The organism is Plantactinospora sp. CNZ321 (assembly GCF_004217235.1).
Genome location: NZ_SHKQ01000001.1, coordinates 813948 through 838008 on the forward strand (window position 1 = coordinate 813948; position 24061 = coordinate 838008).

Annotated in this window: 23 protein-coding genes; 12 read left to right on the forward strand and 11 right to left on the reverse strand. The window is 71.9% G+C overall.

Annotation, left to right across the window (positions count from 1 at the left end; genetic code table 11):
- The first annotated feature begins 6 nt into the window (after nt 1-6).
- Nucleotides 7-675 (forward strand): response regulator transcription factor, encoded by a 669-nt coding sequence (locus EV371_RS03520; protein ID WP_130460771.1) that lies wholly within the window; start codon nt 7-9, stop codon nt 673-675.
- 106 nt (nt 676-781) lie between these two features.
- On the opposite strand, the gene EV371_RS03525 is transcribed toward EV371_RS03520, so the two are convergent.
- The 4 genes from EV371_RS03525 to EV371_RS03540 form a co-directional block, all read right to left on the reverse strand.
- A complete protein-coding gene (locus EV371_RS03525; RefSeq protein WP_130460772.1) occupies nt 782-1906 on the reverse strand; it encodes a glycosyltransferase family 4 protein in 1125 nt (374 codons plus the stop codon).
- Entirely contained in the window at nt 1903-3162 is a 1260-nt protein-coding gene (locus tag EV371_RS03530; protein ID WP_130460773.1) for a M48 family metallopeptidase, read from the reverse strand. Before EV371_RS03530 ends, EV371_RS03525 begins: the two co-directional genes overlap by 4 nt.
- Before the next feature lie 178 nt (nt 3163-3340).
- A complete protein-coding gene (locus EV371_RS03535) occupies nt 3341-3565 on the reverse strand; it encodes a hypothetical protein (RefSeq protein WP_130460774.1) in 225 nt (74 codons plus the stop codon).
- Between the two features lie 161 nt (nt 3566-3726).
- Nucleotides 3727-5229, reverse strand: coding sequence for an NYN domain-containing protein (locus EV371_RS03540; protein WP_130460775.1), 1503 nt, complete (start codon nt 5227-5229; stop codon nt 3727-3729).
- A 126-nt stretch (nt 5230-5355) separates the two neighbouring features.
- On the opposite strand from EV371_RS03540, the gene EV371_RS03545 reads away from it, so the two are divergent.
- From EV371_RS03545 to EV371_RS03570, 6 genes are all read left to right on the forward strand, one after another.
- The gene (locus tag EV371_RS03545) at nt 5356-7122 is read left to right on the forward strand and encodes a DEDD exonuclease domain-containing protein (RefSeq protein ID WP_130460776.1); all 1767 of its coding nucleotides are present in this window, start codon (nt 5356-5358) and stop codon (nt 7120-7122) included.
- A 143-nt stretch (nt 7123-7265) separates the two neighbouring features.
- On the forward strand, nt 7266-9047 hold the full coding sequence (locus EV371_RS03550; protein ID WP_130460777.1) for an HD domain-containing protein: 1782 nt from the start codon (nt 7266-7268) through the stop codon (nt 9045-9047).
- A gap of 52 nt (nt 9048-9099) precedes the next feature.
- Nucleotides 9100-9636 carry an NUDIX hydrolase gene (locus EV371_RS03555; protein ID WP_486484463.1) on the forward strand — a complete coding sequence of 179 codons (537 nt, stop codon included), beginning with the start codon at nt 9100-9102 and terminating at the stop codon, nt 9634-9636.
- Nucleotides 9633-10649 (forward strand): nucleotidyltransferase family protein, encoded by a 1017-nt coding sequence (locus EV371_RS03560; protein WP_486484464.1) that lies wholly within the window; start codon nt 9633-9635, stop codon nt 10647-10649. Before EV371_RS03555 ends, EV371_RS03560 begins: the two co-directional genes overlap by 4 nt.
- 110 nt (nt 10650-10759) lie before the next feature.
- Nucleotides 10760-11047, forward strand: coding sequence for an Lrp/AsnC ligand binding domain-containing protein (locus EV371_RS03565; RefSeq protein WP_130460778.1), 288 nt, complete (start codon nt 10760-10762; stop codon nt 11045-11047).
- Nucleotides 11048-11114: 67 nt separating this feature from the next.
- The gene (locus EV371_RS03570) at nt 11115-12014 is read left to right on the forward strand and encodes an alpha/beta fold hydrolase (RefSeq protein WP_130460779.1); all 900 of its coding nucleotides are present in this window, start codon (nt 11115-11117) and stop codon (nt 12012-12014) included.
- A 103-nt stretch (nt 12015-12117) separates the two neighbouring features.
- On the opposite strand, the gene EV371_RS03575 is transcribed toward EV371_RS03570, so the two are convergent.
- From EV371_RS03575 to EV371_RS03590, 4 genes are all read right to left on the reverse strand, one after another.
- On the reverse strand, nt 12118-12777 hold the full coding sequence (locus EV371_RS03575) for a DUF4142 domain-containing protein (protein ID WP_130460780.1): 660 nt from the start codon (nt 12775-12777) through the stop codon (nt 12118-12120).
- A gap of 217 nt (nt 12778-12994) precedes the next feature.
- Nucleotides 12995-14056: an anthranilate phosphoribosyltransferase gene (trpD, locus tag EV371_RS03580; RefSeq protein ID WP_130460781.1), complete on the reverse strand. Its 1062-nt coding sequence runs from the start codon at nt 14054-14056 to the stop codon at nt 12995-12997.
- Nucleotides 14057-14115: 59 nt separating this feature from the next.
- A complete protein-coding gene (locus EV371_RS03585; protein WP_130460782.1) occupies nt 14116-14526 on the reverse strand; it encodes a response regulator in 411 nt (136 codons plus the stop codon).
- A 143-nt stretch (nt 14527-14669) separates the two neighbouring features.
- A complete protein-coding gene (locus EV371_RS03590; protein ID WP_130460783.1) occupies nt 14670-15623 on the reverse strand; it encodes a cytochrome c oxidase assembly protein in 954 nt (317 codons plus the stop codon).
- Nucleotides 15624-15731: 108 nt separating this feature from the next.
- Here EV371_RS03590 and ctaE point away from each other — a divergent pair, with 108 nt between their 5' ends.
- The 4 genes from ctaE (at nt 15732) to qcrB (ending at nt 19959) form a co-directional block, all read left to right on the forward strand.
- Nucleotides 15732-16331, forward strand: coding sequence for an aa3-type cytochrome oxidase subunit III (gene ctaE, locus EV371_RS03595; protein WP_207230392.1), 600 nt, complete (start codon nt 15732-15734; stop codon nt 16329-16331).
- Between the two features lie 75 nt (nt 16332-16406).
- Nucleotides 16407-17255: a cytochrome bc1 complex diheme cytochrome c subunit gene (gene qcrC / locus EV371_RS03600; protein ID WP_130460784.1), complete on the forward strand. Its 849-nt coding sequence runs from the start codon at nt 16407-16409 to the stop codon at nt 17253-17255.
- On the forward strand, nt 17252-18340 hold the full coding sequence (gene qcrA / locus EV371_RS03605) for a cytochrome bc1 complex Rieske iron-sulfur subunit (protein ID WP_130460785.1): 1089 nt from the start codon (nt 17252-17254) through the stop codon (nt 18338-18340). Before qcrC ends, qcrA begins: the two co-directional genes overlap by 4 nt.
- Nucleotides 18337-19959 carry a cytochrome bc1 complex cytochrome b subunit gene (qcrB, locus tag EV371_RS03610; protein ID WP_130460786.1) on the forward strand — a complete coding sequence of 541 codons (1623 nt, stop codon included), beginning with the start codon at nt 18337-18339 and terminating at the stop codon, nt 19957-19959. The genes qcrA and qcrB overlap by 4 nt, the downstream gene beginning before the upstream one ends.
- A 134-nt stretch (nt 19960-20093) precedes the next feature.
- On the opposite strand, the gene EV371_RS03615 is transcribed toward qcrB, so the two are convergent.
- Nucleotides 20094-20759, reverse strand: coding sequence for a winged helix-turn-helix transcriptional regulator (locus EV371_RS03615; RefSeq protein ID WP_207230393.1), 666 nt, complete (start codon nt 20757-20759; stop codon nt 20094-20096).
- Between the two features lie 88 nt (nt 20760-20847).
- Between EV371_RS03615 and EV371_RS03620 the strand changes: the two genes are divergently transcribed.
- Nucleotides 20848-21648, forward strand: coding sequence for an alpha/beta hydrolase (locus tag EV371_RS03620; RefSeq protein WP_130460787.1), 801 nt, complete (start codon nt 20848-20850; stop codon nt 21646-21648).
- Nucleotides 21649-21701: 53 nt separating this feature from the next.
- Here the strand turns inward: EV371_RS03620 and EV371_RS03625 are convergent, their stop codons facing one another.
- Entirely contained in the window at nt 21702-22595 is an 894-nt protein-coding gene (locus EV371_RS03625; RefSeq protein WP_130460788.1) for an RNA polymerase sigma-70 factor, read from the reverse strand.
- Nucleotides 22596-22712: 117 nt separating this feature from the next.
- On the reverse strand, nt 22713-23903 hold the full coding sequence (locus tag EV371_RS03630) for an FAD-dependent oxidoreductase (RefSeq protein WP_130460789.1): 1191 nt from the start codon (nt 23901-23903) through the stop codon (nt 22713-22715).
- Between the last annotated feature and the right edge of the window lie 158 nt (nt 23904-24061).

Here is a 24061-nt window from a genome sequence, read left to right on the forward strand (position 1 = left end):
CCGAGCATGACCACCAGCCCCACGCCGACCACTCGGACCAAGGTCCTGCTCGTCGACGATCACGACCTGATCCGTAAGGGCCTGCGGCACGCGTTCGAGCGGGATCGGCAGTTCGAGGTCGTCGGCGAGGCCGCCACCGCCGCCGAGGGGGTCCGCCAGGCCGGCGCCCTGCAACCCGATGTAGTGATCATGGATCTCCGACTTCCCGACGGCAGTGGACTGGAGGCGACCCGGGCCCTTCGCAAGTCCAGCGCCACCATGGGAATCGTGGTGCTCACCATGTACGCGGGCGACGACCAGCTCTTCGGCGCCCTCGAGGCCGGCGCCAGCGCCTTCGTACCGAAGACCGCCCCCGCCGACGAGGTCGTCGCCGCCGCCCGGCACGCGGCCTCCTCGCCGAGTGCGTTCACCGCCGCCGACCTGGCCGAGGCGATGAAGCGCCGGCTCGCCCCGTCCGGTCCGCAGCTCTCGCCGCGGGAGGGGCAGGTGCTGCGCCTGCTGGCCGACGGGATGAGTGTCGCCGGCATCGCCAAGCAGCTCTTCGTCAGCGAGTCGACGGCCAAGACGCACATCTCGAAGCTCTACGAGAAGCTCGGCGCGGCCAACCGGGCCCAGGCCCTGATGACCGCACTCCGGCTGGGCCTGCTCGAAGCACCGGACGCCCCGAAGTTCTGACCACCGGCCGGAGTGCCGGTCCGGTGCCAGCGGTACGCCGCTGACCTGGCCCGGCACCCCACCCGGCACCATCGGCCCCGGCTGACGGCACCCAGCCCGAGCGATGTCAGCCGGCCAGCAGCTCCGTCATCCGTCGCGCCTGCCGCTCCCAGCGCCACTCCCGTTCCACCCAGGCGCGGCCGGCGGCACCCATCCGGCGGGCCAGCTCCGGGTCGGCGAGCAGCCTCGCCACCCGGTCGGCGAGCTGGCCGACGTTCCGGCCGTCGACGACGTACCCGGTCTCGCCCTCCCGGACCGCGTCCGGAGCGCCGCCGGAGTTCCCGGCCACCACCGGCAGCCCGGTAGCGGACGCCTCCAGATAGACGATGCCCAGACCCTCCATGTCGAGCCCGCCGTTGCGGGTGCGGCACGGCATCGCGTAGACGTCTCCGGCCGCGTAGTGCGCCGGCAGTTCGGCGGTCGGCACCGAACCGGTGAAGACCACGTCGGCGGCGACTCCGGCCCGACGGGCGAGCTTCTCCAGCGTCCCCCGGTACGGCCCACCGCCGACCACGAGCAGCGCCGCCCCCGGCACCCGGCGACGGATCTCCGCCCATGCCCGGATCAGCGCGTCCTGCCCCTTGCGCGGCACCAGCCGGGAGACGCAGACCACCACCGGCCGGTCGGCGAGGCCGTGCCGGGCGCGCACCTCGGACCCGTCCACGTCCGGGTGGTAGACGTCCACGTCCACCCCGGGAGCCAGCCGGCGCAGCTCGGTGCGGCCGCGCAGCACCCGGTCCAGCCGGACGCGCGTGTACTCCCCCAGATAGGTGGTGACGTCGACGCCGTCACCGATCCGACGCAGCGCCGCACGGGCACCCGGCAGCGCCGCCCAGCCGACCTCGTGCCCGTGGGTCTGCGCCACCGCCCGGGCGATGCCGGTCCGGCGGCGCAGCCCGGCGGCGAGCAGCCCCAACGGGGCCGCCGCGCCGAACCAGACGGTGTCGCAGTCGTACGCCCGGGCCAGCTCCGCCGCCCGCCGGGCGACGCGCCGGGTCGGCAGCAGCACGCCGGTCGGTTCGCGGACCACCTCGAACGGCTGGTCGGCGTCGAACTTGTCGGCGCCGCGCCAGGTGGAGGCGTAGACCACCACCGATCCGGCCGGCTGCCGGACCGCGAGGCCGTGCACGAAGGACTGGATGCCACCGGGCCGCGGCGGAAAGTCGTTGGTGACGAGCAGAGTCCTGGTCAACCGCCGGCTCCTCGGGCGTACGCGCGGGCCGCGGCCATGCGCTCCACTGTGGATGGGTGACTCGCCCGGAAGAGGTACTCCCACCGGGGCGGATCGGGGTCGGCGAGGTTGACGCTGGAGAGCCGCCGCTGCATCGCCTCGAAGGACGCCGGATCATTGGTCAGCGCCAGGGCGTGCGCGTCGGCCCGCGCCTCGACCTGCCGGGAGACCCAGGCCTGGGCCGGTGCCGCCAGCAGGCCGGCCACCGTCACCAGGGCGAGCAGCAGCGGAAACGCTCGTGGCTCGGCCACCGAGTCGACTCCGGCGGCCCGCAGCAGCGCCCCCGAGGAGCCGAGCAGATAGAGCGCGACGACCGCCGCCGCCGCGCCGAGCGCGCCGGTGAGGGTGCCGGTCAGCACGTCCCGGTCCTTGGCGTGGCCCAGCTCGTGCGCGACCACGGCGGCCACCTCGGCCGGCGGCGCCTCCCGCAGCAGGGTGTCGTAGACGACGATCCGTCGGGTCGGCCCGAACCCGGAGACGTACGCGTTGACCGCCCGGGTCCGCCGCGACGCGTCCGCGACCAGCACGTCCTTCACCGGTACGCCGTCGGCGTCGGCCAACGTCATCAACTCGGTGCGCAGCGGCCCCGGCTCCATCGGGGTAAACCGGTTGAAGATCGGCTCCACCAGCACCGGCAGTACGAAGGAGAGGAGCGTGACCAGCACCGCCGCGCCGGCCGCCCCGAACGCCCACCACCAGCTCGGGGCCAGCCGGGTCACCGTGTAGAAACCGAGCAGCGCCACCGCGCCGATCACGGCGCTGACCGCGTACGACTTGAGCAGGTCGACCGTCCAGCCCCCCCAGCCCTGGGTGGCGAGCCCGTAGCGGGCCACCACCGCATGCCGCCAGGCGGCGAACGGCAGGGTGACCAGGTCGGCCACCAGCACCACGGCCAGACCACCGAGCACGGCCTGGGCGATCCAGTTGTCGCCGAAGGGGCGCCCGACCAGGGCGACCAGCTTCGCGCCCAGCGGGGTGAGGCCGAGTAGCAGGGCGATCACCAGCCCGACGACCAGGGCGCCGTAGCCACCCGGGCGCAGCGCCGCGCCGAAGGACCGCCCCCGGGCGACATCGGCCGGGTCCAGCTCGTCCAGCGCGGCGAGTTGGTCGGCGCGGGGGGCGGGCGGGCGGTGCCACGGCACCAGCAGCGCGGTGGCGGCGACGAGCAGCACGACGAGGGCGACGAGGGTCAGCCCGGCCCAGGCCCGCGGCGTCATGTCGCCGTCCGTACCCGCTCGGTCATCCGCTCCGCCCTTCGCCGGCCCGATCGCGGGGCCAATCCTATGCCGGACCGGACGCCGGGACCCTCGGCCGGGTCGACCATCCCCGGCCGACTCGAACAGGCCGAGGTCGGGGCCACCTGGCCGGCGACGCGGGGCGGAGTCGGCCGACGGCCTACGCGACCCGTCTGCGCCGACGCCGGCTGGCGAGCCGGGTAGGCGCCGAGACCGGGGCGTCCAGGATCTCGACGTCGAAGCCGGCCCGGGTGAAGACCTCGATCGCGTGCATCTCGTCGGCGGTCAGCGCGGCCTGCCCGGGCGGCTGGTCCAGCAGGGCACTCACCAGGCACCCGGAACAGGCCGCGCCCCGCAGGGGGCAACTGTCGCAGTCGATGAGCATCTGCGCACTCCTCACAGCAACCGGGGACGGTGGTGTCATGACCTGGCCACCATCCGTGACACCGACGCTAGAACGGGGGTACGACAAAACCGCCGTTGCCACCCAACGCCCCCATCCGGATGATCAACGGACAAAGAGGCGGGCGGGTTCCGCGCGACCGCTCAGGAACGGGCGAGCCGGCGCAGCAGAGAGTCCGCACCGAGCGGATAGGCGCCGTGCCGACGCACCCCGTCGGCGACCTCGCGGTCGGAGGAGACCACCACGACCGGCCGGCCGGCCGGCTCGGCCCGGACCAGCCGGCGGATCAGGTCGTCGGCGGTCTCGCCCTTCCGGGAGAACAGCACCCTCACCCCGCGCGGCGCGGGCGGCAGCCCGTGCACCCGCTCGGCACCGTCGAAGACGACCGTCACCTCGTCACCGGTCTGCGCCGCGATGCCGCCCAGCCCGGTGATCAGGCGCTTGCGCTGCTGCTCCAGGGACATGTCCCCGAAGCCGCGCTTGGTGACGTTGTAGCCGTCGACCAGCAGGTGTGCCCGGGGCAGCGCCAGCAGTTCGTCCAGCCGGGCCGGGTCGTCGGCGTCCAGCGCCCGGGCCGAGTTGGCCGTGGCCGGACGCTCGGCGAACGTGTCGGCGACGTAGTCGGCCGGCAGCCGGTCGGCCGGATCGAGGGCCAGTTCCCGGCGCAGCCCGACGGCGGCCCGACCGATCGTCTCCAGCAACAGCCAGAGCCGGGCGTCGTCCACCGAGCGGGCCTCCTTGGCGGTCTGCCGCACCGCGCCGGCGGTCGCCTCGGCCTCGGCCAACCGGGCACGTACCCGGCGCAGCTCCGCCTCGTGATCGGCCGCCGCCCGGCTGGCCCGGCCCTTCTCCGTCGCCAGCAGCTCGGCCGCCCGTCGCTGCTGGGCCTGGGTCTCCCGCAGCGTCCGACCGAGCACCCGGTTCTCCTCGCGGAGCTGGCCCAACTCCTCCCGGAGCCGGGCCACCTCGTCGCGCAGCTTGTCGGCCTCGACCTTCGCCACCGCGCGGTCGTGCTCGGCCCGGGTCGCCCGCTGCTCGGCCTCCCGGACCAGTTCGGCCACGACCGCGCTGTCCACCTCGGCCCGGACCGCCGCACCGGCGTCCTCGACCAGATCACGCCAGCCCGGCGGTCGGGTCAGGTAGGCGAGCGCGGCCACCTCCACCGGATCGGCGGCGGCCGGGCTCGCACCGGAGACCACCACGGATCCCAGTTCGCCGGCCTCGGCGAGCACCCGGCTGGCGACCCGCTGCCGGAACAGCGGATCGGCGGCGAGCTGGGTGGCGATCGGCCCGCCGCCGAGCCGGGCCCGCCGGTTCGGCGCGAACTTGGCGACCCGGCGCAGCGGCGGCGGCAGTTCGTCGGAGGGCAGCGTCGGCAGTGCGGCAGCGGCCAGGCTGACGATCCGGGCCCGGACCGGCTCCGGCAGCGTCGGCTCCGGCTCCCGGTCACCCGGCTCCCCGTCGGCCCGCGTCCGGTCAGCTGAATCCCCGCCGGCCCGCTCCGGATCGGTCGGGTCGGTGCCGGCTTCGGCCGGACGCGGCACGTCGATGCCGCCGTCCCGCCCGGGATCGCCAGCACGCTCGACGCGCGCAGGCTGCGCCGCCTCCTCCGGGAGGCGGTCGTCGGACGGTTCGGCGCGGGGCATGCCGCCAGTCTCCCACCGACACCCTACCGATCGCCCAACACCTCAGATGATCTCGGCCCGTCGGCCCCGGTAACGAGTGGTACGGATGATACGGAAGTGTCGTACGTGCCACCTAGCCTGCCCGCCGTGGTCTCACCTCAATATGTCCAGGGCACTCTGGACGGCCTGCCGGACGGCACTCCCGGCGCGGACGGCTGGTCCGACGAGGCGACGTCACTGCGCCAGACCACCTTCGTGGTGCTCGACCTGGAGACCACCGGGGGCGCCCCGGACGGCGGCGGGATCACCGAGATCGGCGCGGTCAAGGTGCGCGGCGGCGAGGAGTTGGGGGTGCTGGCCACCCTGGTCAACCCGGGTGAGCCGATTCCGCCGTTCATCACGGTGCTGACCGGGATCACCCAGGCGATGCTGCTGCCCGCCCCGCCGGTCGAGGAGGTGCTGCCCAGCCTGCTGGAGTTCCTCCGGGGTGCGGTGCTGGTCGCGCACAACGCCCCGTACGACGTGGGTTTCCTCAAGGCCGCCTGCGCCCGGCACGGCTACACCTGGCCGAACCCCCGGGTGCTGGACACGGCGGCGCTGGCCCGCCGGGTGCTCACCCGGGACGAGGTGCCCAACCGCAAGCTCGGCACCCTGGCGGCCTACTTCCGCACCCCGCACCAGCCGACCCACCGGGCGCTGGCCGACGCGCACGCCACCGTGGACGTGCTGCACGGGCTGATCGCCCGGCTCGGCGGGCACCGGGTCGAGACCCTGGGCGAGGCGATCGAGTTCGCCAAGGCGGTCACTCCGACCCAGCGCCGCAAGCGACACCTGGCCGAGGGGCTGCCCAGGGTGCCCGGGGTCTACATCTTCCGAGCCGCCGACGATCGGCCGCTCTACGTCGGCACCTCCGGCGACATCGCCACCCGGGTCCGCAGCTACTTCACCGCCGCCGAGAAGCGGGCCCGCATCTCGGAGATGCTGGCCGCCGCCGAGCGGGTGGAGGCGGTCGAGTGCGCCCATCCGCTGGAGGCGGAGGTACGGGAGTTGCGGCTGATCGCGGCGCACGCACCGCCGTACAATCGCCGGTCGAAGTTTCCGGAGCGGATGGTCTGGCTCAAGTTGACCTCGGAGCCGTACCCGCGGTTGTCCCTGGTCCGATCGCTGGGCCCGGACGACGCCGCCTATCTCGGCCCGTTCGGTTCGCGCCGCTCGGCGGAGCTGGCCGCCGCCGGGGTGCACGACGCGGTGCCGCTGCGCCAGTGCACCCCCCGGCTCTCGGTGCGCAGCACCAGCCCGGCCTGCGCGCTGGCCGAGCTGGGTCGCTGCCCGGCACCCTGCGAACACCGGATCTCGGTCGAGGAGTACGCGCACCGCGCGGTCGAGCCGGTCCGCTCCGCCCTGACGGACGACCCGCAGGTGCTGGTCGACGCGCTGCTGGCCCGGATCGGGGTGCTCTCGGACGCCCGGCGCTACGAGGAGGCGGCGGTGGTCCGGAGCAGGCTGGCGGCGGTGCTCCGGGCCACCGTCCGGATGCAACGCCTGGTCGGGCTGACCAGCATCGGCGAGCTGGCCGCCGCCCGGCGGGCCGCCGACGGCGGTTGGGAGATCGCGGTGATCCGGCACGGCCGGCTCGCCGGGGCCGGCACCGCCGCCCCGGGCGTACCGCCCCGGGGCGTGCTCGACCTGGTCCGGGCCACCGCCGAGACGGTGCTGCCCGGACACGGCCCGGTCCCGAACGCCACCGCCGAGGAGTCCGAACGCATCCTGTCCTGGTTGGAGCGCCCGGAGACCCGACTGGTGGCGGCCTCCGCCGGTTGGGCCTCCCCGGCCAGGGGCGCGGGGCGGTTCCGTGACCTGCTGGCCCGGGCCGAGGCGGCGTCGTCGCGACAACTCCCGACCGAACGCACATAGGCAAGTGACCGATCGGACGACCTTCACTCCTTTAGGCTGTTAGAGAAGTGCAGTCCTGCCCGATTTCGGGGCTTGCGTTCGCACCGGCGTCCCGGCGCGTCCGTCGGCACCGGACGCGGCGGCGAGTGAGGAGGTGGCTCCGCGTGAACCTCGAGGCCGGTCACGGCGCTGCCTTCGGAAGCGCCCGCCCGCCGGAGATCACGCTGAGCCGGCGGCTGCGCTCGTTGCTGTCCTGGCCGTCCGCTGAGGACGACCCGGTGACCCAGCTGGTCCGGGCCCACCGCAGTGTGCACCCCAGCGCCGATGTCGGAGTGCTGCGCCGCAGCTACGCCATTGCCGAGAGCATGCACCGGGGGCAGTTCCGCAAGAGTGGCGAGCCGTACATCACCCATCCGCTGGCGGTGGCGCAGCTCTGCGCCGAGTTGGGAATGGACACCGTCACGCTGGTCGCCGCCCTGCTGCACGACACCGTGGAGGACACCCGCTACACCCTCCAGGCGCTCACCGGTGACTTCGGACGCGAGGTGGCACACCTGGTCGACGGGGTGACCAAGTTCGACAAGGCGTTCTACGGCAAGGCCGCCGAGGCCGAGACGATCCGCAAGATGATCGTGGCGGCGGGCAAGGACGTCCGGGTGCTGATCATCAAGCTCGCGGACCGGCTGCACAACATGCGTACCCTCGACGCCCGCTCGCTGGCCTCCCGGGCCCGGATCGCCCGAGCCACCCAGGAGGTGCTGGTCCCGCTCTGCGACCGGCTCGGCATCCAGGCGTTGAAACGCGACCTGGACGACGCCGTGCTGCGCCACCTCGAACCCGAGGCGTACGCCCGGATCGACGAGTACGTGAACAACCGGCCGGACTGGGCCGGCTATCTGGACGACGTGGTGGGCCAGGCCAAGGTGGTGCTCCGGCGCGACAAGATCGTCTCCACCGTCCGGCGCCGGGACCGGCACTACTACTCGATCTGGAAGGACACCGTCGCCCGGGACCAGACCACCCCGTTCGACCTGCCCCGGATCGCCATCGTGGTGGACGGCCCGGACACCGACTGCTACGCCGCGCTCGGCTCGATCCACGGGCTCTGGCGGCCGGTCGCCGGGCGGTTCAAGGACTACATCGCCGCGCCGAAAAACAACCTCTACAAGTCCCTGCACACCACGGTGATCGGGCCGAACGAGCGGATCGTCGAGGTGCTGATCCGGACCAGGACGATGGACCAGTCCGCCGAGTACGGCGTCGCCGCCCACTTCCGCTTCCCCAGGCCGGGCGTCGACGCCGCGGGCAGCCCGGAGCAGCTCGACTGGTTGCAGCGGGTACTCAACTGGGAGCGGGACACCGCCGATCCGGCGCAGTTCCTCCAGTCGCTGCGCTGCGATCTCGCCGAGGCCCAGATCCAGGTCTTCGCCGAGGGGCGGCAGATCGTCCTGCCGGCCGGCTCGACCCCGGTCGATCTGGCGTACGAGTTGGGCCCGCACCGCGGCGACCACTGCCTCGCCGCGAAGATCAATGGTCGGCTGGCCCCGCTCTCGTCCGAACTGGACGAGGGCGACGTGGTCGAGATCTTCAGCGAGACCGACGCGCAGGGCGAGTTCGACCTGGCGGTCGCACCACCCGGGCCGCGCAAGGAGTGGCTCGGCTTCGTCAAGTCACCGCACGCGCAGATGCAGATCAACCGCTGGTTCGCCGATCACCAGGAGCCGGCGATCTCGATCTCCGACAAGGTTCGGCTGGGCCGGGCCACCATCGGGCTGACGCTGCGCAAGCACGACCGGGGGCTCGCCAACGACCTGCCGCTGCGCCGGCTGGCCGAGGAGCAGGGCTATCCCGACCTGGAGACCCTGCTGGTCGCGGTGGTCGACCGGACGGTCGAGCCGGACGCCGTGGTCGAGCAGCTGATCGCGATGGTGGACCACCAGGAGTGAACCGGGTGCGCGGGTCGCGCGCCGGGCCCGGACACCGCACTAGCCTGGTCCGGTGATCTCCCACCGCTCACCGACGCGCGCCGTCGGCTACAAGATCTTCTACCGTCTGCCCCTCGGGGTGCGCCGCCGGTTGGTCCGACTGGCGGTGCCGAAGTACATCGTCGGCGCGGTCACCCTGGTGCACGACGCCGAGGCACCGGCCCCGGGCCGGATCCTACTGCTGCGTCAGCCGCCGGGTCGCGGATGGACGCTCCCGGCCGGACTGCTCCAGCGCCGCGAGGCGCCGCTGGTCGGCGCCGCCCGGGAGCTGCACGAGGAGACCGGCATCGAGCTGCCGCTGACGGAGTTCCAGCCGGCCGTGCCGAACGCGGTGGTACACGTCAAGGGCTGGGTGGACATGGTCTTCGAGGTACGCGTCCCGGCCTCGACCACCGAACTGGTGGTCGACGGTGCCGAGGTGTACGAGGCCGCCTGGCACCCGCTCGACGAACTGCCTCCGCTCAGCACCGCCACCGCCCGGCTGCTGGCCCACTACCGGATCGGCCCCCTCGCCGAGACCGACCCGGCCGGCACCCCACCGCCATCGTGACCACAACCCCCGGTCCGGCCCGGATCATGACCGACCAGCTCGGGACCGACCGGCTCGGAGCCGACACGCTCGGGGCCGGCGCCCGTGATGCCGGTGCGCTCGGGGTCCGGGTCGAGGTCTGCGCCGTGGTGCTGGCCGCCGGGGAGGGCCGGCGGTTGCGCCCGCTGACCGAACACCTGCCGAAGGCGCTCTGTCCGGTGGGGAACGTGCCGCTGCTGGATCGGGCGCTCGGCCGGCTGGCGGCGCTCGGCCTCGACACTCCGGCGACCGTCGCGGTGAACGCCTGCTACCTGGGTGACCAGGTGGTCCGGCACGTGGGCGGCCGGGCTGCGCTCTCGGTCGAGCCCGGTGACCCGCTCGGCACCTCCGGCGGGGTGGCCAACCTGCGGAACTGGATCGACGGCCGGGGCGTACTCGTCGGAAACGCCGACGCCTATCTGGCCGCGCCCGGCAGGCCACCCGGACCCGACATCGCCGCGCTGCTCGCCGGCTGGGACGGCACGACCGTACGACTGCTCGGCCGACCGGTCGACGGGCCGCCCCGCCCCGGCGACTTCGGCCGGCACCGGTTCGCCGGCTTCTCGCTGCTGCCCTGGGCCCGGATCCGCGACCTGCCGGTCGAGCCGGCGGAACTGGTACGCACCGTCTGGCGCCCCGCCGAGTCGGCCGGCGAGCTGGAGGTGGTGGAGTTCCCCGGCCGGTACCTCGACACCGGCACGCCCGCCGACTACCTGGCGGCGAACCTGCACGCGGCGGGCGGCGGCAGCCTGGTCGACCCGACCGCCGAGGTGACCGGCGAGCACCGGCTGGCGGTGGTCGGCGCCGGTGCGGTGGTCCGGGGCAGCGTCGAGCGGTGTGTGGTCTGGCCCGGCGGCCTGGTCCGGCCGGACGAGCACCTGACCGACGCGGTACGGGTCGGTGCCGCCCTGACCGTCCCGGCGGCAGACCCGGACCCCCGGCGGCGGACCCCGGCCTCCCACCGCCATCCTGACGGTCCTGCCGGCAGACCCTGATCGCGACCCGGCTGCCGACACCGCTCTAGCATGGGCGGGCAGCCGCAGCGCATCCGCGCCACCTGGCGCGGGATCGTGCCGGCGAGCACGCCGACGAGAGGAGTACCCCGGTGATCACCGCGATCGTCCTGATCGACTGCGCCACCGACTCGATCCCCGAGGTGGCCGAGGCGCTGGCCGCAGTGCCCGGCGTCAGCGAGGTCTACTCGGTCGCCGGTCACGTCGACCTGATCGCGATCGTCCGGGTACGCGAGTTCGAACAGATCGCCGAGGTGATCGCGGGACGGATCTCGAAGGTGCCGGGCGTGGTCGGCACCGAGTCGCACATCGCCTTCCGGGCGTACTCCCAGCACGACCTGGAGGAGGCCTTTGCGATCGGCCTCCCCGACCCGGACTGACCGGCGTCGCGACGCTGGAGCCGGACGGAGGCTACCCGCCAGTAACGTCAGTGGGTAGGCTCACCGGATGACCAGCAGGCCGGACCAGAACCGGACCCCGGACCAGAATCCGACGCCGGAGTACGAGGAGTCCTTCGTCGACCGCGACGGGGGCCGGATCGCGCTGCGCAACTACCCGGACCCGGTCGGCGCACCGGAGGCGCCGGTCGTGGTGGTCTGGCCGGCGATGGGGGTACGGGCCAGCTACTACGCGCCGTTCGCCGCCGCCCTCCGCAGCGCCGGCCTCGCCGTGGTCGTGGCCGACCTGCGGGGCACCGGCGCCAGCACCCCGGCACCGAGCCGCGCCTCCCGATACGGCTACGCCGAGCTGGCCGGTGACGTCGGCGCGGTGCTGGAGAGCCTCAAGCCACGGCTCGACGGCCGGACCCGAATCCTGCTCGGGCACTCACTCGGCGGGCAGGCCGCACTGCTGCACCTGGCGCTCGACCCCACGACGCAGGTCGACGGGCTGGCCCTGGTCGCGGTCGGACTGCCGTACTGGCGGACGTATCCGGGCCACCGTCGCCTCGCGGTCCTCACCGGCAGCCAGTTGGTGCACGGCTGCGCGGCCGTCCTCGGCTACTGGCCGGGATGGGGCTTCGGCGGCCGGCAGGCGCGCGGGGTGATCCGGGACTGGGCGTACGCGGCCCGGACGGGGCGGTTTCCCCGGCTCGACGGGGTGGATGCCGAGGCGGCCGTCCGGCAGGTCCGTACCCCCGTGCTGGCGGTCAGCGTCGACCACGACCAGTACACCCCGCACGAGACTCTCGACTACCTCTGCGACAAGCTGGTCGCCGCGCCGATCCGGCGTACCCGGCACACCGTCGCCGAGAGCGGTATCCGACTCGACCACTTCACCTGGGTACGCGCGTCGGCGCCGATCGCCGCCCGGGTGGCGGCGTTCGTCGCGGAGCTGCCGCCCCGGTAGCCTCGCGGTCCGACCCGGCCGGTAGCCACGGTCGCGCGGCGACGGGCCCCCCGGAGCAGTAGTGACCGGAGGACCCGTCATGCCGCCGCGGTGCGGCGGCAGGCTAGCTGATGGTCGGGCTCGGCGTCACCGTGCCACCCGGCGACGGAGCGCCGGAGCTGACTCCCGGACTCGGTGCCACCGTGGTGCCACCCGGGATCGGGATGCCCAGGCTCTGGGCCAACGCCACCAGCGCGTGGTGGTGCGCCTGGAGCACCGGAGCCGCCTGCTGCGCCACCTGCTTGGCCGACGGGTCGGAACCCTGGGTCAGCTCGGCCTGCACCAGTTGCATCGCCTGGGTGTGTGCGGTCAGCTGGGCGGTGACCCACTGCGTGTCGAAGTCCGCACCAGTGACGTTCTGCAACTGATTGATGACCGCCTGCTGCTCGCTGGTCACCTTGTTCGGCAGGGTCAGGGACGCCGCCGAGGCGACGCTCTGCACCTTCTGGTCGAGCTGGGTGTGATCCGTCACGAACCGACCGCCGAGGTCCTTGACCTCCTGGTTCGCCCCCTTCTGCTTGGCCAGGTTGCCGGTCGCGATCTCCGCGAGGTTCACCTGGTGGATCGACTGCAGGAACTGTTTGTCCTGCGCCGACAGCGAAGCGGACGGCGTGGCCGACGGCGTCCCCGACGGTGCCACGGCGGCGCCGTACGCGGCACCCGCCGGTACGAGGCCGAGCAGCGCCATCGAGACGAGCACACCCAAGCGTTTGACGACCAACATGTTGTTCCCCCCTCCGTCGTTGAACTTCGGGGATACCCGGTTGACCCGATCGCACGCGGACCCAGGGCAGCCGAGATCGGCCAGGTCCGACACGCCCCGCCCGACCGGCACCCGGGGGCGAACCGGACGCCGCGTTTGTGGGTCGATCCGCCGGGTAGGCCGCGCCCGGGACCGGTACCGCCGGGGTGGCCGCGCCCGGGAGGGCCCGCGCGGGCCGCTACAGTTCGTCGGCCCTGGCGGCCTTGGCGACCTCGACCCAGCCGTCGAGGGTACGGGCGGCGGCGCCGGAGTCGATCGACTCGGCCGCCCGGACCAGCCCGTCCCGCAGGGCCGGCAGCAGCCCGCCGGCGAACCCGCCCTTCGCCGCCAGTGCGGCAGCGGCGTTGACCAGCACCGCGTCCCGGACCGGGCCACGCTCGCCGGCCAGCAGCCGGCGGGTCACGTCGGCGTTGAAGGCGGCGTCGCCACCGCGCAGGTCGCCGGGCGCCGAGCGGGGCAGGTCGAGGTCGGCGGCATCGACCACCGTCTCGGTGACCCCGCCCTGGTGCGCGATCCACAGCCGGGTCGGCGCGGCGGTGCTGAACTCGTCCAGCCCGTCCTCGCCACGCATCACCAGCACCGAGTCGTCACGCCGGGCGAAGACCTCGGCCATCACCGGAGCCATCCGGGGGTCGAAACACCCCACCGCGCCGGACCGGGGTCGGGCGGGGTTGGTCAGCGGGCCGAGGAAGTTGAAGACCGTCGGCACACCCATCTCGCGTCGGGGCACGGCGGTGTGCCGCATGCCGGGGTGGAACCGGGCGGCGAAACAGAACCCGATGCCGACCTCGGTCACGCACCGGGCCACCCCGGTCGGCCCCAGGTCGAGCGGTACACCGAGGAACTCGAGCAGATCCGCGGCCCCGCAGGTGGAGGAGGCGGCCCGGTTGCCGTGCTTGACGACGCGCACCCCGGCGCCGGCCACCACCATCGCGGTCATGGTGGAGATGTTGACGGTGTGCGCCCGGTCACCACCGGTGCCGACCACGTCCACGGCGTCGGCCCGCAGCGGCTCGGGCAGCTCCACCAGGGTCGCCCGGTCCAGCATCGCCTCGACCAGGCCGGCCAGTTCGACCGGGGTCTCCCCCTTGGCCCGCAGCGCCGTGGCGAACCCGGCGATCTGCACCGGGGTGGCCGACCCCGACATGATCTCCCCCATCGCCCACGCGGTGTCGGCGGTGGAGAGCTCCTCGGCGCGCAGCAGCGCGGCGAGGAGGTTGGGCCAGGTCCGTTCCCCCATGCGGGCCTCCCGGGCGGGGCGGGTGGTTGGCGGGTGTGTGCTGTGCGGTTCCCGGAGCCCTAGGAGCGGGCGCCCGCCCCGTCGGCGCGGGCGCGGAGCAGGGCGGCCACGGTCTGGCCGGTGGTCACCGGGTCGAGCGGGTGCACCAGGGTGGCGTCGACCTCGGCGTAGGCCGCGAGCCAGCGGTCGGCGGCGCGGGCGATCACGACGCAGGTGGGCGGGGCGTCCTCCCGGTCGTCCTTGATCTGCCGGGCGATGCCGAGCCCGCCGGCCGGGGTCGCCTCGCCGTCGAGCAGCAGCAGGTCGATCTCGTAGTCGTCGACCAGCCGGATGCACTCGTCGTAGCTGGCCGCGTCGACGAACTCGACGGTCAGGTCGGCCGCCGGCCGGGTGCCGACCGCGAGCCGCATCCGGTCGCGGACCTCCGGGTCGTCGCTGTAGAGCAGGACGGTGAATTGACGATCGCTCATCGGTCGCTGGGCTCCCACCTCGTAGCTGCCCGCCGATCGTACCGGTCGGCTCCGGGCCCCGACCGGCCCGCCCGGCCTCCGGGGGTGGCACCGCCCGAATCCCGGGACGTCCGCCGCGCCGGACGTCGCCCCGGCCCGGGCCGTTACACCGGGGTGCCGGCGGCGCGCTCCCGGGCCTCCTGGCGGTCCAACTCCCGGTCCATCCGGCGGGCCTCCCGCTCGGACTGCCGCACCCACTGCACCACCAGCACGGCGAGCATCGTGACGCTGACGAACTCGCCACCGGCCCAGAGGATGCCGCCGGCGACCTCCTGGTCGCTCCACGGATCGGACCAGGTCAGCCCCAGGGACGGGTACCAGTCGCCGCCGAAGAGCGTGCTGCTCTGCATGACTGTGAGCCCGAGCACGGTGTGGAACGGCACCGAGAGCACCATCAGCAGCGCCCGGGCCGGGTACGGCCAGCGGCCCGGCAGCGGGTCGAGCCCGATCAGCGGCCAGAAGAAGAGGCAGCCGGTGAGGATGAAGTGCGCGTGCACCGCCTCGTGGACGAACGGGTTCTCCAGGGTCAGCCGGTAGAGCCCGGAGAAGTACAGCACGAACGGGTTGATCACGAAGATCGCGTAGGCGTAGAGCGGGAAGGAGAGGACCTTCGCCACCCGGCTGTGCAGCACGGCGAGCAGCCGCCGCCGGGGCGCCTTGCCGAGGGTACGCAGCGCCAGCGTCACCGGGGCACCCAGCGCGAGGAAGATCGGCGCGACCATCGACAGCACCATGTGCTGGATCATGTGTACCGACAGCAGGGTGGTGTCGTACGCGCCCAGCCCGGTGAGCGTCACCGAGGCGATCCCGCCCAGCCCCGGCCCGAGGAAGAACACGGTGCGCGACACCGGCCAGGAGTGCCCGCGCACCCGCAGCCGGTGCACGCCGTACAGGTAGCAGGCGGCGGCCAGCACCAGGACGACGGCGAGCCAGCTGTTCAGCGTCGCCTCGGTGAAGATGGTCGAGACGGTGAACGGTGCCGTCTCGGTGCCCCCACCGGCGAGAACGGCCGGTGCCGGGGGCACCGCCGAGGCGGTACCGGGATCGAGGTGCAGCACGTTTTCAGGCTAGGCCAGACCAACCGGGCGGGGGACGTCACCCCGTCCGACGAGGCAGTTGGGCCACCCCGAGGATCGCCGATGCCGGTCAGGGGCAATAATGACCGCGTGACTGCGGCCTCAGCCATTGACAAGAGCCGGATCCACTCGCTGACCCGACCCAACATGGTCAGCGTCGGGACGATCGTGTGGCTCTCGAGCGAACTCATGTTCTTCGCGGCGCTCTTCGCGATGTACTTCTCCATCCGGGCGGCAGCGCCCGAGCAGTGGGAGAAGCACACCGAGGTGCTCAACATCCCGTACGCGACGACCTTCACGGTGATCCTGGTGCTCTCCTCGGTCACCTGCCAGATCGGGGTCTTCGCCGCCGAGCGGGGTGACGTGCACGCACTGCGTCGCTGGTTCACGATCACGTTCCTGATGGGCCTGGTCTTCGTCCTCGGTCAGCTCAACGAGTACCGCGAGCTGGTGAGCCACGGCGTGAAGATCAACGGCGACGGGTACGGGTCGGTCTTCTACCTGACCACCGGCTTCCACGCGCTGCACGTGAGCGGCGGCCTGATCGCCTTCATCATCTTCATGATCCGGACGACCATGGGCCGGTTCACCCCGGCACAGGCCACCTCGGCGATCGTCGTCTCCTACTACTGGCACTTCGTCGATGTGGTCTGGCTCGCGCTCTACGGCATGATCTACTGGCTTCAGTGATCTTGGAGCTGTCACGTTCCGCCCCGTTGCCCCGTCCCTGAGACAAGGTCGAGAAAACCGTTAAGGACACAGGCCATGACTTCTGACACCCCCGGCGGCGACCGCTCCCGCGGGCTGCTCCCGCGGCTTCGCCGCGCGCGGTCGAGGCCGCGCGGCAAGGCGCGTCGTCGACTGGGCGCCGCAGTCCGGCTGCTGGCCGCACTCATCCTGGCCGGCGGCGCCTACACCGTCTTCGCACCGGGCATCTCGGCGCAGGACACCCCGCAGCTCACCTCGGCCGCGCAGGAGGGCAAGGCGCTCTTCGACACGAGCTGTGTGAGCTGCCATGGCCGCAACGCACAGGGCATCGAGGGGCGCGGGCCGAGTCTGATCGGCGTCGGCGCCGCCTCCGTGGAGTTCCAGGTGGGCACCGGCCGGATGCCGATGGCCCGGCAGGAGGCCCAGGCCGAGGCGAAGCCGCGGGTCTTCAACGAGGAAGAGACCCAGCAGCTCGCGCAGTACGTGCAGGAACTGGGCGGTGGGCCGCAGCTCCCCGAGGGCGAGAACCTGCACCGTGGCGGGGACGCGGCCGAGGGGGGCCGGCTGTTCCGGATCAACTGCTCCTCCTGCCACGCCTACGGCGGTGGCGGCGGCGCCCTCTCGTCCGGGAAGTTCGCGCCGAGCCTGCGGGACGCGACCGACCGGCAGATCTACGCCGCGATGCTGACCGGACCGCAGAACATGCCGGTCTTCGGCGACAACCAGCTGCGGCCGGAGCAGAAGGCCGACATCATCGCGTACCTGAACGAGACGGTGCAGGCCGACAACGATCCCGGCGGGTTCAACCTCGGCCGTTACGGCCCGGCCACCGAGGCGCTGGTGATCTTCCTGGTCGGCATGGTAGCCCTGATCTTCGCTGCTCTGTGGATTGCGGGTAAGTCATGAGCACTGCCAACGACGGACAGCCGCACGGGGCCGGACGGACGCCGGTCGACCTGGACGACCGGACGTTGTCCCGGTTCGACGTCGTCCTCGAGGGGGCCCGGCGAGACGACATCGAGATCGTTCACTACGAGTCGCAGTTCCCGGTACCGGGCACCAAGGCGGAGCGCCGGTTGACCCGGACCATCACCCTGATGTTCCTCCTCGTCGGTCTCCTGGGGACCGCCTTCCTGGCGATCTACATCTGGTGGCCCTGGGACTACGAGTCCCAGAGCGGGATCGGGGTGCTGTACACCCCGCTGCTCGGCGTCACCCTCGGGCTCGCGCTGCTCCTGGTCGGCTTCGGTCTCCTCGCCTGGGGCAAGAAGCTCCTGCCCAAGGAGGTGTCGATCCAGGGTCGGCACGACGAGCACGTCGACGAGGACGAGCGCAAGCTCACCGGCAATACGATGCTCTACATGGCCGACGAGATGGGCGTACGACGCCGGCCGCTGCTGGGCGTCTCGCTGCTGGCCGGCCTCGCCCCGGTGGGTGCGGTCGCCGCGGCACCGCTGATCGGCGGGCTGATCGAGCAACCCCACAAGAACAACCAGATGTTCGTCACCGGCTGGCGGCCGCAGGACGGCAGGTTGATCCACCTCGCCCACCACGACGGCACCCCGGTACGCCCGGAGGACGTCAGCCCCGGCGGTCAGATCACCGTGTACCCCGGGATCGAGGGCGGCGCCACCAACAAGTACGCGGACTCGCCGGTCCTGCTGATCCACCTGCGGGAGGCTGACGCCGCCGACGCGAAGGCGGCGAACCTCCGGGAGGACAAGCCGGACTTCATGTGGGGCAACTACATCGCCTACTCCAAGATCTGCACGCACGCCGGCTGCCCGGCGAGCCTCTACGAGCAGCAGACCAACCGCCTGCTCTGCCCCTGCCACCAGTCACAGTTCCTGATCACCGACAACGCCCGCCCGATCTTCGGACCGGCGAACCGGCGACTTCCCCAACTGCCCCTCGCGGTCGAGGGGGGCTTCTTCGTGGCGAAGTCCGACTTCACCGAGACCGTAGGGCCAGACTTCTGGGAGCGGCCATGAAGCGCCGAAGGTTGGACATGGCGGCGGTGCCCGGCAAGGCCGCCCGCGAGGTCGACGACAGGTTGCACGTAGCGACCCCGCTGCGGTCCCTGCTGAACAAGGTCTTCCCGGACCACTGGTCGTTCCTGCTGGGCGAGATCGCGCTCTTCTCCTTCATCGTGCTGTTGCTGACCGGCGTCTACCTGACGCTGTTCTTCGAGCCCTCGATGCGCGAGGTCGTCTACGACGGCAGCTTCCGACCGCTGCAGGGCACCCACATGTCCGCCGCGTACTCCTCGTCGCTGGACATCTCGTTCGACATCCGCGGCGGCCTGATCATGCGGCAGATGCACCACTGGTCTGCGCTGCTGTTCATGGCCGCGATCATCGTGCACATGATGCGGATCTTCTTCACCGGAGCGTTCCGCAAGCCGCGCGAGCTGAACTGGATCATCGGGTACCTGCTCTTCTGGGTCGGCTTCCTGGCCGGCTTCACCGGGTACTCGCTCCCGGACGACGGCCTCTCCGGCACCGGCCTGCGGATCGCCTCCGCGATCATGCTCTCCATCCCGGTCATCGGCACCTGGCTGACCTCGTCGATCTTCGCCGGGGAGTTCCCCGGTGAGATCATCATCAGCCGGTTCTTCATCGCGCACGTACTGCTGATCCCCGCCCTGCTGGTGGCCCTGATCAGCGTGCACCTCGGACTGGTCTTCAAGCAGAAGCACACCCAGTGGCCCGGCCCCGGCCGGACCAACGCGAACGTGGTCGGCGAACGGATGTTCCCGCGCTACGCGATCAAGCAGGGCGCCTTCTTCATGATCATCTTCGGGGTGATCGCTCTGCTCGGCGGCCTGGTGCAGATCAACCCGATCTGGTTCTTCGGCCCGTACGAGGCGGGAGTCGTCTCGGCGGCGAGCCAGCCCGACTGGTACGTCATGTTCCTCGACGGATCCACCCGGTTGATGCCGCCGTGGGAGATCTACATCCCGATCGGTGACGGCTACGTGATCCCGCCACTGTTCTGGCCGACCGTGGTGCTACCCGGGATCCTGACCGTGGTGCCATTGCTCTACCCGTTCATCGAGGCCCGGATCAACAAGGACCGCCGCAGCCACCACCTGCTCCAGCGTCCCCGCGACGTACCGGGCCGGACGGCGCTGGGCGCCATGGCGGTGTCCTTCTGGGTGGTGCTGACGCTCTCCGGGGCCAACGACGTCATCGCGGAGAAGTTCTTCATCAGCCTGAACGCGATGACCTGGGCGGGCCGGATCGGGTTGATCATCGTGCCGCCGCTGGCGTACTACATCACCTACCGGATCTGCCTCGGGCTCCAGCAGCACGACCGGGAGGTACTCGCGCACGGCGTCGAGACCGGCATCATCCGCCGGCTCCCGAACGGGCAGTTCCTGGAGGTGCACCAGCCGCTCGGCCCGACCGACGAGCACGGCCACAGCGAGCTGGAGTACGTCGGCTGGGTCGTACCGAAGAAGATGAACCGGCTCGGCGCGCTCGGCCCGGCGATCCGGGGCTTCTTCTACCCGATCGAGAAGCCGGCTGAGGCGCCGGTCTCGCCCGGCCACCCGCCGGTCGAGCCGCGCCCCGAGCGCCGGGAGATCGGCAGCGGCGACCGCCGCTGAGTTACAGGCACGCCACGTGGCGCCCGCCGGATCCGTCCGGCGGGCGCCACGCCCGTTTCGGCGACGACCGCCGCCGTCCTTGTCGGCCGACCACGTCCGTGCAGCTGATCGAGTTGGCAGGCCCACGTGTGCCGCTATGGCGAGGTGGGCGTGCAGGGGACGGTGCGCGGAAAGCACCGGAGCAGGCGCTCGGTGGCTCGGCGGTTGCCCTCGATGAGGGCATCGCCGGCTTGTTCGGCGTCGGCCAGCGGCCGGTCGCCGAACACCAGGCTCTGCAGCGTCGACGCGGATGCCGTGAGGGTGGCGTCGACGTCGTCGATCTCGCCGCGTGCTACCCGGAATTGTCCGTCGGCGACATCGGCGTGGAAGCGGTCGTCACCGAGCCGTAGCTGGCACGTCGTCCTCAACGCACCCGCGGTCTCCGCGTCGAAGGTGGTTTTCAACGCGAAGACAAGCGCATCGACGCTCAGATCTGCGGTGATCGCGGCATCGAGTGGAACCCGGGTCCCCCAACGCGCCAACGCGATCAGGACGGGCTCGAGTTCGCGCCCGCGGGCGGTCAACTCGTACACCCATACGCTGCTGGGCGGTCCAAGCCGACGGCGGAGGAGGACACCGCTCCGCTCCAGCTCGCGCAGACGTTGCGACAACACGTTCTCGCTCATGGTGGGCAGTCCACGGCGCAGGTCGATGTATCGCTTCGGCCCGAACATCAGCTCGCGCACCACCAGGAGTGCCCAACGCTCCCCGACGGCGCCCAACGCTCGGGCGATTCCGCACGCATCGTCGTATCCTCGCATCCCCCAACAATAGCTTTCACTTGCCTAGTCGCGGTAGACGCTCCTAGAGTAGGAGTCACATGGAACGGCTTCCCGAAGGATGGTCAGGATGAACCGCGCAACATCGAAGGACGGCACCTCGATCGCCTACGAACGGCTGGGACGGGGACCGGCCGTCATTCTGGTCGGCGGGGGTCTCGACGACGGCGCGGAGAACGCGCCGCTCGCCGCTGAGCTGGCATCGCGGTTCACCGTGTTCAACTACGCCCGCCGTGGCCGAGGCGCCAGCGCGGACACCCTCCCGTACGCCGTCGAACGCGAGATCGAGGACATCGATGCGTTGATCGCCGAGGCAGCCGGGCCGGCCTCGCTGTTCGGTGCCTCCTCCGGCGGCGCACTCGCGCTGGAAGCGGCCGCTGCCGGGCTGCCTATCGACAGGATCGCCGTCTACGAGGTGCCATACATGACAGATGACGTCGTCCAGGGACACTACGTGCAGTACGTGAACGAACTGAAACACGCGCTCGGCGGAGGGCGACGGGGCGACGCGATCGAACTGTTCATGCGGCTGGCGGGCTCGTCCGAGGACGATATCGCCGGAGCGAGAAACTCTCCGCTGTGGCCGGGGCTGGAGGCGCTGGCGCCGACACTCGCCTATGACGCGGCGTGCCTTGGCGACGGCCGGCCGCCGACCGAGCGGCTGGCGCGGATCACCCAGCCGACCCTCGTGGCCACCGGCGGAGTGCCAGACCCCCATACCGGTGGGTTGCAACCCGGGTTCTTCGACGCGGCCGCCGACGCGATCGCCGCGACGATCCCCAACGCCGAGCGCCTGATCATCGAGGGCCAGACACACGTCGCCGATCCGGCGGTTCTCTCCTCGGCACTGGCGCGCTTCCTGACCGACTGATGATCGTCCGCACCTGACCCTGCATCCGACCGTGTCGATTCCACCACCGGTACTCAGCGCTGGAGTGGGGTCTCGGCTTCGACGCGGGTCAGCTTCTCCGGGTTGCGGACGTAGTAGAGGCCGGTGACGCGGGCATTGTCGACCCGGATCGCCAGGACGCCGTCGATCTCGCCGTCCAGTCGGAGTACGAGCGCCGGGTTCCCGTTGACCACGGTGGCTTCAGCGGTGAGTGTGCCCTCGGTCCTGCGGAGATTGCCGATGAAGGAGCGGAGGATCTTCTCGGCGCCGATGATCGGTCGCGGCGCGGTCTGTCTGACGCCGCCGCCGTCGGTGACAAGGACGACCTCCGGGGCGAGCACGTCGAGGAGGCCCTGTGGATCCCCGGTTTCGACCGCGCGCTGGAGCGCCGCCAGGGCCGCCCGGGTCTCGCTCGGGGACACCACTCCGCGAGGGCGGCGGGCCCCGACGTGCTGGCGGGCGCGGTGCGCGATCTGGCGGACGACTGCGCGGCTGGTACCGACGGCGGCTGCGATCTCGTCGTAGCTGACGTCGAAGACCTCGCGCAGCACGAAGACGGCGCGCTCGGTCGGCGACAGCGTCTCAAGGACGACCATGAGCGCCATCGACAGGCTTTCGGCGAGCACGACGTCCTCGGCCACATCCGGTGCGGTGAGCAGCGGCTCGGGCAGCCAGGGGCCGACATATGCTTCCTTGCGCCGGTTTATCGTACGCAGCCGGTTGAGCGACTGCCGGGTCGTGATCCGGATCAGGTAGGCGCGCTGGTCGCGCACCTGCTCCAGGTCGACCCTGACCCACCGCAGCCAGGTCTCCTGGAGTACGTCCTCGGCGTCGGCCGCCGATCCGAGCATCTCGTACGCGACGGTGAACAGCAGGTCGCGGTGGGCGAGGAAGGCCTCGGTGGCCACCTGGGTGGTGTGGTCGCTCACGTCTCGACCCTCCTGCAGTTGCGGCCGGTGGTTGCCACGGCAATCGCGCCTGCATCCACAGCAAGGCCACCCACAGCAAGGCTTCGCGGTGCCGCCTCGGCGCTCCGACGGTAGCCGCTAGGATGCCCGTTCACTGGCCAGCGTCTCGCCGCGCTTGGCCCGCAGCAGCTGCCGGCGCTTGTCATCCTTGGTCCAGGTGTGCGAGCCGGGCTTGCGTGCCTCGGTCGTCAGGTGCTTGAGGCCGATCTGGTTGGCGAACTCCTTGAGCTTCGCCCCGGGACGGCCGGCGATGTGGAACCCCTTTGCGATGTCGTTGGGGTGGGCGAACTGGAAAATGCCGGCGCGACGCCCCAGGCTGATGCACTGGCCGGCGAACCCCAGGCTGATGGGCGCGGGTTGCCCACCCGCGATCCGGCTGAGCACCGTGTCGGCGGCGTGCGCGCCCAGGTGGAACGCGGCCTGACCGCTCATCCGGAACGGCAGGTCCGACGGTGCCGCCGAATCCCCGGCCGCGACGATGCGTACGTCGTCCACGCTCGTCAACGTCTCGTCGGTGAGCAGGCGGCCAACCGCGTCGGTGCTCAGTCCGCTACGGACGGCCAGGTCCGGCACGCCGAACCCGACGGTCCAGACGGTCACCTGGCTCGGCAGCCTGCGGCCACCGCTGAGCCGCACGGCATCGGGAGTCACACCGGTCGCCCTCGCGTCAGCTCCCTGCAACACCGTCACCCCGAGCTTGGCCAGCCGCTTGGCAACCGAACGTCGACCCCGAAGGTGCAGGTACGGGTTGAGCACCGGGCCGCAGACCAGCGTCACGGTCCGGCCCAGCTCCGCCAGCTCGGCAGCGATCTCGATGCCGGTCGGACCGGCTCCGACCACCGTGACCGGGGCCGTCGCGGGCGTAGCCTGCAGGGCCGACCGCAGCCGCTGCGCCTCCTCCAGGCTGGCGATCGGATAGCCGAACTCGGCGGCTCCGGGCACGCTCGGGTCGGCACTGCCGCTGCCCACCGCGTAGATCAGGTAGTCGTAGCCGACCGTGCCGCCGCTCGCCAACGTGACCCTGCGCCCGGCCGCGTCGATGCGATCCACGGTGTCCACCACCAGCCGAATACCCTCACCCAGGACTTCTCTGTAGTCGATCACCGCGTCGTGGGACCCGCCCACCAGTTGTTGTAGGCGGACCCGCTGGACAAAGGTCGGGCGCGAGTTGATCAATATCACCGACACGTCGACGCGCTGCCTCAGCCGGTTGGCCGCCATGACGCCGGCGTACCCGCCGCCGACCACCACCACAGTGCTCCCGCTCATGCTGTCTCCTCCGTTTCCAGGCGTTCGGCGTCAAGACACCGGATGACCGACCGCCGTGAACAGGTGTGAGACGGATCACTCTGCATGCCGCCCGGCACGCGGAAGTACTCGCGATCGGAGCTGGCCATCTTCCCGGAACGCCCCGCTCAGCAAGGCTG

Bases quoted from the DNA above. Each gene is read 5' to 3' on its own strand.
- EV371_RS03535 (WP_130460774.1), bottom strand. From the start codon at position 3,565: ATGCTCATCGACTGCGACAGTTGCCCCCTGCGGGGCGCGGCCTGTTCC.
- qcrB (WP_130460786.1), top strand. From the start codon at position 18,337: ATGAAGCGCCGAAGGTTGGACATGGCGGCGGTGCCCGGCAAGGCCGCC.
- EV371_RS03615 (WP_207230393.1), bottom strand. From the start codon at position 20,759: ATGCGAGGATACGACGATGCGTGCGGAATCGCCCGAGCGTTGGGCGCC.
- EV371_RS03620 (WP_130460787.1), top strand. From the start codon at position 20,848: ATGAACCGCGCAACATCGAAGGACGGCACCTCGATCGCCTACGAACGG.
- EV371_RS03530 (WP_130460773.1), bottom strand. From the start codon at position 3,162: ATGACGCCGCGGGCCTGGGCCGGGCTGACCCTCGTCGCCCTCGTCGTG.
- EV371_RS03630 (WP_130460789.1), bottom strand. From the start codon at position 23,903: ATGAGCGGGAGCACTGTGGTGGTGGTCGGCGGCGGGTACGCCGGCGTC.
- EV371_RS03570 (WP_130460779.1), top strand. From the start codon at position 11,115: ATGACCAGCAGGCCGGACCAGAACCGGACCCCGGACCAGAATCCGACG.
- trpD (WP_130460781.1), bottom strand. From the start codon at position 14,056: ATGGGGGAACGGACCTGGCCCAACCTCCTCGCCGCGCTGCTGCGCGCC.
- qcrC (WP_130460784.1), top strand. From the start codon at position 16,407: ATGACTTCTGACACCCCCGGCGGCGACCGCTCCCGCGGGCTGCTCCCG.
- EV371_RS03540 (WP_130460775.1), bottom strand. From the start codon at position 5,229: ATGCCCCGCGCCGAACCGTCCGACGACCGCCTCCCGGAGGAGGCGGCG.
- EV371_RS03520 (WP_130460771.1), top strand. From the start codon at position 7: ATGACCACCAGCCCCACGCCGACCACTCGGACCAAGGTCCTGCTCGTC.
- qcrA (WP_130460785.1), top strand. From the start codon at position 17,252: ATGAGCACTGCCAACGACGGACAGCCGCACGGGGCCGGACGGACGCCG.
- EV371_RS03575 (WP_130460780.1), bottom strand. From the start codon at position 12,777: ATGTTGGTCGTCAAACGCTTGGGTGTGCTCGTCTCGATGGCGCTGCTC.
- EV371_RS03585 (WP_130460782.1), bottom strand. From the start codon at position 14,526: ATGAGCGATCGTCAATTCACCGTCCTGCTCTACAGCGACGACCCGGAG.